We start from the raw sequence: 12420 nt of genomic DNA on the forward strand, positions 1-12420 counted from the left end.
CTCAAGGCGTGGCAGACTTTAGAAGGGCGTTTGTGTCCGCGGGCCCGGCGCGGAGGATGGTGGCGCCGCCGGCGGCAATGCCGGCCACAAGGGCCGCATCGGCATCGGCCTCCACCACAAGGGTCAGGCTGGAGCTGAGCGGCATGACCTGGAAGGCCGCGGCATGGGTCAGCTTCTCGTTGGTGGCGGCGGCGAGCGTGCGGCGGGCGGCCGCCGCGGCCATGCGCTTGAAGACGGCATCCTCGTAGACATCAGCGGCAAGCCCATGATCCGCGGTGATGCCGCAGGCGCCGATCAGGCAGAGATCCGGGCGGATCTGGTCGAGCTGGCGCAGCGCCGTCGCATCGATGGCGGCGCCGACGGCCGGGTCTATCTTGCCGCCGATGAGGATGAGCTGCGTTGACGGCCGCGTGACCAGCTCGGCGGCAATGGCCGGCGTGTTGGTGACGGCGGTGATGTGCATGTCTGCCGGCAGGTTGCGCACCACGGCGAGATTGGTGGAGCCGGCATCGAAGAAGACGACCATGCCCTCCTCGATCAGCGTGGCGGCGGCGGCGCCGAGCAGCGCCTTGCGGTCCGGTGCTTCGGCGATGCGTTCGACAAGCGGCCGCGTGCTGCCGCGCGGCAGGAGCGCGCCGCCATAGACCCGCTCGCATTCGCCGCGGGCCGCCATTTCCCTGAGGTCGCGCCGCACCGTGTCTTCGGACACGGCAAAGTCCCGCGCCAGCTTCTGTGCAAGAACACGGCCTTTGGCGTGCAATTCGGAAAGAATGAGCGCCTGCCGTTCGCTGACGAGGTGATCGATCGCTGTCATCAGTCTTTATCCGGTATGAATCGGTAAAAACGTGCATAAAACATGCGGCATGATCGTGCAAGAACGAAAATGCCCGGCGCGCCGGCCGGGCATTCATGGAATCCATTTCTCGGGACTGGAGACTGGAACGATCGTCAGCCGAAGACGATCAGCAGGTCCTTGGTGTCGATCTGGTCGCCGGCCTTGACGAGGACTTCGGCGATCGTGCCGTCCTTGTCGGCATGCAGCGCCGTTTCCATCTTCATGGCTTCAATCGACAGCAGCACATCGCCGGCCTTGACGGTCTGTCCGGCGGAGACGGCGACCGTGGAGATGACGCCCGGCATGGGTGCGCCGAGATGGCCGGCATTGCCGGCATCGGCCTTGCGGCGCAGCATGGTGGTGGCGGCGCGGTTGCGGTCGGGGATCTTGATCAGGCGCGGCTGGCCGTTCAGTTCGAAGAAGACCTTCACCATGGCCTGCTCGTCCGGCTCGCTCTTGGCCTGATGCAGGATGACGAGCGACTTGCCGCGCTCGATTTCCGGCGAAAGTTCTTCCCCGGCCGACAGGCCGTAGAAATAGGCCGGCGTCGGCAGGATGCTGACGGGGCCGTAAATCTCGGCAGCGAGCGCGTAGTCGGTGAAGACCTTCGGATACATCAGGTAGGAGGCGAACTCCTGGTCGGTGACGGCACGCTCGAGCTTGTCCTCGATCGCCTTGCGCTCGGCATCGAGATCGGCGGGCGGCAGGAGGGAGCCCGGAACGGCGGTATAGGGTTCGTCACCCTTCAGCGCCTTCTTCTGCAGCGCTTGCGGCCAGCCGCCCGGGGGCTGGCCGAGATCGCCCTTCAGCATGGAAACGACGGAGTCGGGGAAGGCGATGTCCTTGGCGGGGCTCTCGACATCGGCGACCGTCAGATCCTGGCTGACCATCATCAGCGCCATGTCGCCGACCACCTTGGAGGACGGCGTCACCTTGACGATGTCGCCGAACATCTGGTTGGCGTCGGCATAGGCCTGGGCGACCTGATGCCAGCGAGTTTCGAGGCCGAGCGAGCGGGCCTGTTCCTTGAGGTTGGTGAACTGGCCGCCCGGCATTTCGTGCAGATAGACTTCCGATGCCGGACCCTTTAGGTCGCTTTCGAAGGCGGCGTACTGGTGGCGCACCGCTTCCCAGTAGAAGGAGATGCGGCGGATCCATTCCGTGTCGAGGCCGGGATCGCGTTCGGTGCCCTTCAGCGCCTCGGCGATCGAGCCGATGCAGGGCTGCGAGGTATTGCCCGACAGCGCATCCATCGCGGCATCCACGACATCGACGCCGGATTCGACGGCGGCCAGCACGGTCGCGGCCGAGATGCCCGACGTATCGTGCGTGTGGAAATGGATCGGCAGATCGGTCGCCTCGCGCAGCGCCTTGAAGAGAACGCGGGCGGCCGCCGGCTTCAGCAGGCCGGCCATGTCCTTGACGGCGATCATGTGGGCGCCGGCCTTTTCCAGCTCCACGGCGAGATTGGTGTAGTATTTCAGGTCATACTTCGGACGGGCGGCATTCAGCAGGTCGCCGGTGTAGCAGATCGCGGCCTCGACGATCTTGTTCTCTTCCGCCACGGCATCCATGGAGACGCGCATGTTATCGACCCAGTTCAGGCAGTCGAAGACACGGAAGACGTCGATGCCGCCGCGCGCGGCCTCGCGCACGAAGTACTTCACGACATTGTCGGGATAGTTCTTGTAGCCCACGCCGTTGGCGCCGCGCAGAAGCATCTGCAGCAGGAGGTTCGGGGCGTCCTCGCGGATGCGGGCAAGGCGGTCCCACGGGTCTTCCGTCAGGAAGCGCATGGACACGTCAAAGGTCGCGCCGCCCCAGCATTCGAGCGAGAAGAGCTGCGGCAGGGCCCTGGCATAGGTGCCGGCGATGCGGGCGATGTCATAGGTGCGCATGCGGGTGGCGAGCAGCGACTGGTGGCCGTCACGCATGGTGGTGTCGGTCATCAGCACCTGCTTTTGCGCACGAACCCATTCCGCGAATTTCTTCGGGCCGAGTTCGTCGAGCTTCTGCTTGGTGCCGGGCGCGATGTCCTTCTCGATATAGGGCACGACGGGCTTGGCGGCGTCGGCTGCGGGGCGGGGACGGCCCTTGGCTTCCGGGTGGCCGTTGACGGTCACGTCGGCGAGGTAGGTCAGCAGCTTGGTGGCGCGGTCCTGGCGCTTCACCTGCTGGAAGAGTTCCGGCGTCGTGTCGATGAAGCGGGTCGTGTAGGTGTTGTCGCGGAACTTCTCGTGCGTGATGATCGCTTCGAGGAAGGTCAGGTTGGTCGCCACGCCGCGGATGCGGAATTCGCGCAGCGCGCGGTGCATGCGCGTGATGGCCTCGGCCGGCTGCGGCGCCCAGGCGGTGACCTTGACCAGCAGCGGATCATAGAAGCGGGTGATGACGGCGCCCGGATAGGCGGTGCCGCCATCAAGACGGATGCCGAAGCCCGACGCCGAACGGTAGCCGGTGATGCGGCCGTAGTCGGGGATGAAGTTCTGTTCCGGGTCTTCCGTGGTGATGCGGCACTGCAGGGCATGGCCGTTGAGGCGGATGTCCTCCTGCGCGGGAACGCCCGATTCCGGCGTGCCGATGGCGTGGCCGTCCAGGATGTGGATCTGCGCCTTGACGATGTCGATGCCGGTGACGACTTCCGTCACGGTGTGCTCGACCTGGATGCGCGGATTGACCTCGATGAAGTAGAACTTCCCGGTGTCGGCATCCATGAGGTACTCGACGGTGCCGGCGCCGATATAGTTGGTAGCTTCGCCGATCTTTTTGGAGTAGGCGGCAAGCTCCTCGCGCTGGGCCGCGGAGAGATAGGGGGCCGGCGCGCGCTCGACGACCTTCTGGTTGCGGCGCTGGATCGAGCAGTCGCGCTCGAAGAGATGCACGACATTGCCGTGGGTATCGCCGAGGATCTGGCTTTCGACGTGGCGGGCGCGCTCGACCAGCTTTTCGAGGTAGACTTCGTCCTTGCCGAAGGCGGCCTTGGCTTCGCGCTTGGCTTCCGTCACCTCGCGAAGCAGGTCCTTCGGATCGCGGATGGCGCGCATGCCGCGTCCACCGCCGCCCCAGGAGGCCTTCAGCATGACGGGATAGCCGATCTCTTCGGCAAGACGGTGGATTTCGGCGGCGTCATCCGGCAGCGGGTCGGTGGCGGGAACGACGGGGACGCCGACGGAAATGGCGAGGTTGCGTGCGGCAACTTTATTGCCCAGCTGGCGCATCGTGTCCGGGCGCGGGCCGATGAAGATGACGCCGGCCGCATCGCAGGCATCCACGAACTCGGGGCTTTCGGAGAGGAGGCCGTAGCCGGGGTGAATGGCATCGGCGCCGGAGAGCTTCGCCACGCGGATGATCTCGTCGATCGACAGATAGCTTTCGATCGGACCCAGATCGCGCGCCAGGTGCGGGCCGCGGCCGATCTGGTAACTTTCGTCGGCCTTGAAGCGGTGCAGCGCCAACTTGTCTTCCTCGGCCCAGACCGCGACCGTTTTCAGGCCGAGTTCATTGGCGGCACGGAAGACGCGGATGGCAATTTCGGAGCGGTTTGCGACCAGGATCTTGGAAATGGACAAGTCGGACTCCTCAGTAGACTTGAAGGGAGAATGCTGCACTGCACAGCAAATTAATAGCGCCTTTTTAGAGAAGCGCAATTTGAGAAATGGCCGCTGCCTGCAAACCGAAGCAATTGCCCTCAGGCGCGACAACCAGCAGCTTGAATCGATTTAGGAAACCAGTCCCATTCGAAATGCAACAGCGACGGCGTGATGGCGGTTCCGGGCCTGCAGCTTGTCCTGAAGAGCGCTCATGTACCAATCGACCGTGTGCCGGGAGAGCCCGAGTTCGGCCGAAATCTCATTCGACGTCATGCCTTCTGCGAGATGCTGGAGAACTTCGAGTTCACGCCGGGTCACCTGAACATCCGCGACGGCATCGCAGCGTGCGTCCTGCGGGCCGGCCAGGTCGGACAGCTTCAGAAAGATCTTTTTGGCGAGGCCTTCGAACAGGGTCATTTCCATCGATGTGAGGCTGACCTGCTGTCCGCCGATCGAAAGGAAGCCGAGAAGCCCGGTGCGCCCGTGGACAGGGAAGATATAGCCGTCCTTCAGGCCAAAAATGCGGGCTTCCACCATCATGCGGTCCATGCGTTTGCGGTGCGGGTCGCCGGCAAAGGCGGCAAGCGCCTCCTGCCAGCGGAAGCCGTGGCGGGAGCGGCCCAGATAGCGCACGGTCGGATCAATCAGCACATACTTGCGCTCGACATAGGTTTCTCCCCAGCCCGCCGGCCAGCGGGCGCTGAGCACCGGATGCGTCATTTCGCCCGCGCTGCGATGGCGGCGAAACACGCCATGGAAATCGAAGCCACAGCGTTGCAGGACAGTCTCGAATTCGGCTGTGACCTCCGCGGGTCGGCGCAACTCGTCGATGGCGGGAAGGAATTGAAGCAGCAGGCTCGCGGTCATCAAAAAATGTCCTGTGAAACATCCTGAGCCCGACCCGGTTCGGAAGCATCCCGATGTGTGCGGCGCACCATTCAGGACAGGTTCATCTAACGGGGCGGATAATGCTGAAATGAAATTTGCAATCGTATCGGTTGTAAAAATAGCGACCCTCACGTCGCGATGTAAAGGTCTGGTCGCAAAAGCGGCCGAGGGTGCTCCCAGCCCGGTCCGGCCGCCGCCCGTGAGACGCTGAGAAAGGGTAAGTAATCGTGACGTTGTTCCAAGTTTATGCGCGGGCCCTGCGATACCTTTCGACCAACCGGCTCCGCGTCGGATCCGTCGTGGCGGCAAACGTCGTCCTGGCGGTCATTACCATCGTCGAGCCCATCCTGTTCGGTCGCATCATCGATGCGATCTCGAAGCAGACCGATGTGGCAACCATGCTCCTGATGTGGGCAGGCTTCGGCGTTTTCAACACCATTGCCTTCGTCCTGGTCGCCCGTGAGGCAGACCGGCTGGCGCATGGGCGGCGCGCAAGCCTGATCACCGAAGCTTTCGGCCGGATCATTTCCATGCCGCTCTCCTGGCACAGCCAGCGCGGTACCTCAAACGCGCTGCATACGCTGCTGCGGGCCTGCGAGACGCTGTTTGCCCTCTGGCTCGAATTCATGCGCACGCATCTGGCCACCGCCGTCGCGCTGGTGCTGCTGGTGCCGACCGCCTTTGCGATGGACTTCCGTCTTTCGATCGTGCTGGTCGTGCTCGGCATCTCCTATGTCATCGTCGGCAAGGTGGTGATGGACAAGACGCGTGATGGCCAGGCGGCTGTCGAGAGCCATTACCACACCGTCTTCTCGCACGTGTCGGACTCCATCAGCAACGTGTCGGTCGTGCACAGCTACAACCGTATCGAGGCTGAGACCCGCGAGTTGAAGAAGTTTACGGAGCGGCTGATTTCGGCTCAGTTTCCGGTTCTCGACTGGTGGGCGCTGGCCTCCGCGCTCAACCGCATCGCATCCACCATCTCGATGATGACCATTCTCATCATCGGCACGTTCCTCGTGCAGCGTGGCGAGATCGGTGTGGGCGAGGTCATCGCGTTCATCGGCTTTGCCAACCTGCTGATCGGTCGCCTCGACCAGATGAAGGCCTTCGTGACGCAGATTTTCGAAGCCCGGGCGAAGCTCGAGGACTTCTTCGAACTGGAAGATTCCGTCCGCGACCGCGAAGAGCCGGCCAATGCCATCGACCTGAAGGATGTTCGTGGCGAGGTGGTGTTCAACGACGTGTCGTTCGACTTCGCCAATGCCACGCAGGGCATGCGCAACGTGTCCTTCTCGGTGAAGGCCGGCCAGACGGTTGCGATCGTCGGTCCGACTGGCGCCGGCAAGACCACGCTGGTCAACCTCCTGCAGCGCGTTCATGAGCCGAAGTCCGGTTCGATCACCATCGACGGTGTCGATATCTCGACGGTGACGCGCAAGTCGCTGCGCCGCTCCATCGCCACGGTGTTCCAGGATGCCGGCCTGCTCAACCGCTCGATCCGTGACAATATCCGTCTCGGCCGCGAGACGGCGACGGCGGAAGACATCCAGAAGGCTGCCGATGCGGCCGCCGCGCATGAGTTCATCGAAAGCCGCCTGAACGGCTACGACACCCATGTCGGCGAGCGTGGCAACCGTCTGTCGGGCGGCGAGCGCCAGCGCATCGCAATCGCGCGCGCCATCCTGAAGAACGCGCCGATCCTGGTGCTGGACGAGGCGACCAGTGCGCTGGACGTGGAAACGGAAGAGCGGGTCAAGACGGCGATCGACAATCTGCGCCGCGACCGCACGACCTTCATCATCGCGCACCGCCTGTCGACGGTTCGCGAGGCCGACCTGGTGATCTTCATGGATCGCGGCCAGGTGGTCGAGATGGGCGGGTTCCACGAACTCAGCCACAGCAACGGCCGCTTCGCCGCCCTGCTGCGCGCCAGCGGTATCCTGACGGACGACGAGGTGCGCAAGACGCTGACGGCGGCCTGATCCGACCCTCCTGTCTTTATCCGTTCCGTGCGGCCGCTCTCCTTCCGGGGGCGGCCGTTTCGTTTTGCGCAGCCTTCATGTTCCTGCGGCCGGAACCATTGGGCATCTGCCGGCTTTCCCTGTCACCCTCAACCGATGGAGACGGACAATGCGTGATATCGAGCACAAGCAGGACAAGGCCGCTGCCAAGCGCAGCGAGGAAACGAAAAAAAGCGGTGTGATCACCGCAGGGCCGAAGGCGCATGCCAATGAAGGCAAGCCCGACGATGTCGCGCCGCCCGCCAAGAGCGTGCCGAAGAAGGCCTCCGCCAAGGTTGGCGCCGGCAAGCACGCAACGCACCACTGAACCGTCACGAGGATGTCGGCATGGGGCCGCAGGGCCTTGCGCCGGCTCCGTGCCGCCTCAACAAAACGGCCTCCCGAGACGTGCTCGGGAGGCCGTTTGTTTGTCGATGGTCCGCTTGCCTTACGCGGTAACGTCGAAGCGATCGGCGTTCATGACCTTGGTCCAGGCAGCGACGAAGTCCTTGACGAACTTCTCCTTGTTGTCGTCCTGGGCATAGACTTCTGCATAGGCGCGCAGGATCGAGTTGGAGCCGACGACCAGATCGACACGGCTTGCCGTGTACTTGGTGGCGCCGGTCTTGCGATCGCGGATGTCGTAGCTGTTCTTGCCGGTCGGCACCCAGCTATAGGCCATGTCCGTCAGCGTCGTGAAGAAGTCGGTCGTGAGTGCCCCGACCTTGTCGGTGAAGACGCCGTGCGCCGTGCCGCCATGGTTGGTGCCGATGACGCGCAGGCCGCCGATCAGGACGGTAAGTTCCGGCGCGGTCAGGCCCAGAAGCTGGGCACGGTCGAGCAGCATTTCTTCAGGCGTGACGACATAGTCCTTCTTCTGGAAATTCCGGAAGCCATCGGCGGCCGGTTCCAGATAGGCGAAGCTTTCGGCATCCGTCTGCTCGGCGGTTGCATCGCCACGGCCGGCGGTGAAGGGCACGGCAATGTCGAAGCCGGCAGCCTTGGCGGCCTGCTCGACGCCGTAATTGCCGGCGAGAACGATCACGTCGGCGATGCTGGCACCGGTTTCAGCGGCGATCGGCTCGAGGGCGGCGAGAACCTTGGCAAGGCGTGCCGGCTCGTTGGCTTCCCAGTCCTTCTGCGGGGCGAGGCGGATGCGGGCACCGTTCGCGCCGCCGCGGAAGTCGGACTGGCGGAAGGTGCGGGCGCTGTCCCAGGCGGTGGCAACGAGATCGGCAACCGGCAGGCCGGCGGCAGCGATCTTCGCCTTGACGGCGGCAACGTCATAGTCGGTGCGGCCGGCCGGGATCGGATCCTGCCAGATCAGGTCTTCCTGCGGCACGTCGGGGCCGAAGTAGCGGGCCTTGGGGCCCATGTCGCGGTGGGTCAGCTTGAACCAGGCGCGGGCGAAGACGTCGGAGAAGTAATCCTGGTCGTCTTTGAACTTCAGCGAGATTTCCTTGTAGATGGGATCGACGCGCAGTGCCATGTCGGCGTCGGTCATCATCGGCATGACGCGGATGGACGGATCCTCCACATCGACCGGCTTGTCTTCTTCCGCGATGGAGATCGGCTCCCACTGGGTGGCACCGGCCGGTGTCTTCACGTGGTGCCATTCGTGGCCGAAGAGCATCTTGAAGTAGCCGTTGTCCCACTTGGTGGGCTCGCTCGTCCAGGCGCCCTCGAGGCCCGAGACGACCGTGTCACGGCCGATGCCGCGACCCTTGGTGTTGACCCAGCCGAGACCCTGGAACTCGGGACCTGCGGTTTCCGGGTCCGCGCTCAAATCGGCGGCGCTGCCATTGCCATGGCACTTGCCGATCGTGTGACCGCCGGCGGTCAGCGCAACGGTTTCCTCGTCGTTCATGCCCATGCGGGCGAAGGTCTCGCGCATCTGGGCGGCGGTGGCGAGCGGATCGGACTTGCCGTTCACGCCTTCCGGGTTGACGTAGATGAGGCCCATCTGCACGGCGGCCAGCGGGTTTTCCAGCGTGGCGGGCTTCGTCACGTCGCCGTAGCGGCCGTCGCTCGGCGCCAGCCATTCCTTTTCGTCACCCCAGTAGGTGTCCTTTTCCGGATGCCAGATGTCTTCACGGCCGAAGGCAAAACCGAAGGTCTTCAGGCCGGCGGCCTCGTAGGCGATGGTGCCGGCAAGCGCGATGAGGTCGGCCCAGGAGATCTTGTTGCCGTACTTCTTCTTGATCGGCCACAGAAGGCGACGGCCCTTGTCGGTGTTGACGTTGTCCGGCCAGGAGTTCAGCGGTGCGAAGCGCTGGTTGCCGGTGTTGGCGCCGCCGCGGCCATCGGTGGCGCGGTAGGAGCCGGCGGCGTGCCAGGTGACGCGGGCCATCATGCCGACATAGGTGCCCCAGTCGGCCGGCCACCAATCCTGGCTTTCGAACATCAGCTTGTGGAGGTCGGCCTTGAGCGCGGCGACGTCGAGCTTCTTCAGTTCTTCACGGTAGTCGAAGGCCGGGCCCATCGGGTTGGTCTTCGCATCGTGCTGGTGCAGGATGTCGAGGTTCAGGGCGTTCGGCCAGAATTCGGTGACGGATTTGCCCTGGGCGGTATTGCCGCCATGCATGACCGGACATTTGCCGGCCAGATCCTTGTTGTGTGCGTCCATCTTGCTCTCCATGGGTCTCAAGGGATTGCGGTCCGATCAGTGCCGGAAGAATGCGGTGCGGTCAGGGCATCGAGGCCCGTCACCCTTCTCCTCCGATACCGGTGTCAGTGGGCTACCAGAGCCCTCTCATAAATTCCAATTGTATATTCTAAAGACACCGATATAAAAATCTTATGACAAACCTGTCGATGAAACATCTGCGCTACTTCGACGCCCTGGCGCGCATCGGCCATTTCGGCCGGGCGGCGGATGATTGCGCCGTGTCGCAGCCAGCGCTGTCGATCCAGATCCGGGAGCTTGAGGAGCTGATCGGCGCGAAGCTCGTGGAGCGCGGTGGACGGCGGGCGGCACTGACGGTGCTGGGCGAGCAGTTTGCCGAGCGGGCACGGGCGATCCTTCAGTCGGTCGATGAACTCGAGGGGCTGGCACGGGCGGCGCGGGGGTCATTCTCGGGCCAACTGCGGCTCGGCGTCATCCCGACCGTGGCGCCCTATCTTCTACCCGGTCTCATCAAGGCGCTCGCGGCAACCTATCCCGATCTCGATCCTCGCCCACGCGAGGCGGTGACGCGCAAGCTGATCCGCGATCTCGCGGAAGGGCGGCTCGATGCTGCCGTCGTGGCGCTTCCGGTCTCCGAGCCGCTTCTGGAGGAGGTCTCGCTGTTTCGCGAGGAGTTCGTGCTGGTGCGGGCCGTGGAGGATGCGGAAAAGCCGGTGCCGAGTTCCGAACGTCTGACCGAGATGCGGCTGCTGCTTCTGGAGGAGGGACATTGCTTCCGGGAGCAGGCTCTCTCCTTCTGCAGCGTCAGCACGGCCTCGCCGCGCGATCTCATGGAGGGAAGCTCGCTCTCGACGCTGGTGCAGATGGTCAGCGCCGGCATCGGCGTGACGCTCATCCCGCAAATGGCGGTGGAGACGGAGACGCGTTCGGCCACCGTTTCCATCGCGCGCCTGCGCGAGCCAAGGCCATCGCGGACGATCGGCATGGTGTGGCGCAAGACCAATCCGCTCTCGGTCCAGCTCAACCTGGTGGCGGAGATCGTTCGCGAGGTCGGGCTAAGGAAAGTCGGACTGACGGCCGATCCCCTGGATTGAAGCGCCTCAGGACGCCACGGCGACCGGTCTCTGCGCCTTCTTCAGCCAGGTCAGGTAACGGGCATAGGCGAAGTGCAGGAAAATGCCGAAGGCGACATAGAGCGTGCCGATCACCATGTTGCGATCGACCACGAAGAGCAGCACCTGCCCGCCCATCGCGAGGATCGTGCCGAAGATGAAGATCGGCAGGGAATGGCGGCCGACGAGCACCAGCGGATGACCTTCCGGCAGGCGCAGGCGGTTGTTGATGGCGGGCACGGTGACGATGACATAGGCGAGCGCCAGCGCATGCAGCAGGCGCGAGACCGACAGAAAGGTCTTGTCGAAGCCTGTCAGCACCGGTGGCAGGCCGAAGGAGCGCTCGAGGTTCCACCAGGAAAAGACCACCCACAGGCAGGAGAGGGCCACATAGGCTCCGGCCACGACGGTCAGTGCCGGGAGTCTCGGCAGTTCGCCGCGTTCGCGCGCCACCGTCATGGCGACGATGCCGATGACGAAAATGAACTGCCAGGAGAACGGATTGAGGAACCAGTAGCCCTCGTCGAGAAAATTGGGGGGCACGATCTTGAAGACGCCGGCGGCCAGCCAGACAGAGGCTGACGACAGGAGCAGCAGCGTCTTGCTTTTTGACTGCAGCCACAGGATGCCGGGCACCATCAGAAACAGGGCGGCATAGAGCGACAGGATGTTGTTGTAGCCAAGCTGATGGCCGAGCAGCACCATGGCGACGATGCCCTGCTCGGTGTTTTCGACGATCGGGCGAATATTGATCTCGCCGATCAGATCCTGCCGGCCGAAATAGAGCGCGCCGGCGGCGAAGATCGCCAGCGTCATGATACTGGTCATGATATGCGCGACATAGAGCGTGAAAGCACGGCGAAGTGCCTTCAGCGTGACGAACAATCGCTGCGAGGGCACGAATTTGCGGCCGTAGGCAAGTGCCACGGACAGGCCTGAAATCAGCACGAAGGCCTCTGCCGAATCGGAAAAGCCGAAGTTCTTCGTCGTGAGATATTCCAGATACTGGCCGGGGACGTGGTTGATGAAGATCATCAGCAGGCAGAGTGCCCGGCAGACGTCAAGGCGCGTGTCGCGGCCACTCGGGGACAGCACGCTTTCCGTTGCGAGGTTGCGTGACGATACAAGCGAGCCCGAGGGCAGGGGGGAAGCCTGCGGCGGCGGAGGAGAACTCGGTCTGTCCAGCATGGGGGATCCTGCGGGGCTCCTTGGTTCAACTCTTGGAGCGCAGTTCGATGGGACGGCATGAAACCGGCGCTCTAAGTTCTTTCGTCTGAAGCATCATCGTGTCGATCTTCGGTCCGCACCGCCCGGATCATGCTCCAGGCAATTTTCGGCTTGCGATCTGCTCCGTCTCGGCGGCGTT

9 protein-coding genes are annotated in these 12420 nt (G+C 63.8%); 4 read left to right on the forward strand and 5 right to left on the reverse strand.

The annotated features are described in order from the left end of the window. Position 1: 1 nt before the first annotated feature. Positions 2 to 814, reverse strand: a complete 813-nt coding sequence (locus ACED18_RS14960; RefSeq protein ID WP_377293606.1) for a DeoR/GlpR family DNA-binding transcription regulator — start codon at positions 812 to 814, stop codon at positions 2 to 4. Positions 815 to 948: 134 nt separating this feature from the next. After that, complete coding sequence (gene pyc / locus ACED18_RS14965) at positions 949 to 4404, reverse strand: pyruvate carboxylase (protein WP_377293608.1); 3456 nt, start codon at positions 4402 to 4404, stop codon at positions 949 to 951. Between pyc and ACED18_RS14970 the strand changes: the two genes are divergently transcribed. After that, positions 4397 to 4558, forward strand: a complete 162-nt coding sequence (locus ACED18_RS14970; protein ID WP_377293611.1) for a hypothetical protein — start codon at positions 4397 to 4399, stop codon at positions 4556 to 4558. The two genes, pyc and ACED18_RS14970, sit on opposite strands and share 8 nt — an antisense overlap. Here ACED18_RS14970 and ACED18_RS14975 read toward each other — a convergent pair. Beyond that, complete coding sequence (locus ACED18_RS14975; RefSeq protein ID WP_377293613.1) at positions 4555 to 5445, reverse strand: autoinducer binding domain-containing protein; 891 nt, start codon at positions 5443 to 5445, stop codon at positions 4555 to 4557. The genes ACED18_RS14970 and ACED18_RS14975 overlap by 4 nt on opposite strands. A 95-nt stretch (positions 5446 to 5540) precedes the next feature. Here ACED18_RS14975 and ACED18_RS14980 point away from each other — a divergent pair, with 95 nt between their 5' ends. Both ACED18_RS14980 and ACED18_RS14985 read left to right on the forward strand, forming a co-directional pair. Next, entirely contained in the window at positions 5541 to 7298 is a 1758-nt protein-coding gene (locus tag ACED18_RS14980; protein WP_377293615.1) for a glucan ABC transporter ATP-binding protein/ permease, read from the forward strand. A gap of 148 nt (positions 7299 to 7446) precedes the next feature. After that, the gene (locus ACED18_RS14985) at positions 7447 to 7644 is read left to right on the forward strand and encodes a hypothetical protein (protein WP_377293617.1); all 198 of its coding nucleotides are present in this window, start codon (positions 7447 to 7449) and stop codon (positions 7642 to 7644) included. A gap of 120 nt (positions 7645 to 7764) precedes the next feature. Here the strand turns inward: ACED18_RS14985 and katG are convergent, their stop codons facing one another. Beyond that, positions 7765 to 9942, reverse strand: coding sequence for a catalase/peroxidase HPI (katG, locus tag ACED18_RS14990; protein WP_377293619.1), 2178 nt, complete (start codon positions 9940 to 9942; stop codon positions 7765 to 7767). 173 nt (positions 9943 to 10115) lie between these two features. On the opposite strand from katG, the gene ACED18_RS14995 reads away from it, so the two are divergent. Then, positions 10116 to 11036 (forward strand): hydrogen peroxide-inducible genes activator, encoded by a 921-nt coding sequence (locus ACED18_RS14995; protein ID WP_377293621.1) that lies wholly within the window; start codon positions 10116 to 10118, stop codon positions 11034 to 11036. Between the two features lie 6 nt (positions 11037 to 11042). Here the strand turns inward: ACED18_RS14995 and ACED18_RS15000 are convergent, their stop codons facing one another. After that, the gene (locus ACED18_RS15000) at positions 11043 to 12242 is read right to left on the reverse strand and encodes an OpgC family protein (RefSeq protein ID WP_377293623.1); all 1200 of its coding nucleotides are present in this window, start codon (positions 12240 to 12242) and stop codon (positions 11043 to 11045) included. Between the last annotated feature and the right edge of the window lie 178 nt (positions 12243 to 12420).

This window comes from Rhizobium sp. SG2393 (genome assembly GCF_042610495.1).
Classification (GTDB): Bacteria; Pseudomonadota; Alphaproteobacteria; order Rhizobiales; family Rhizobiaceae; genus RU20A.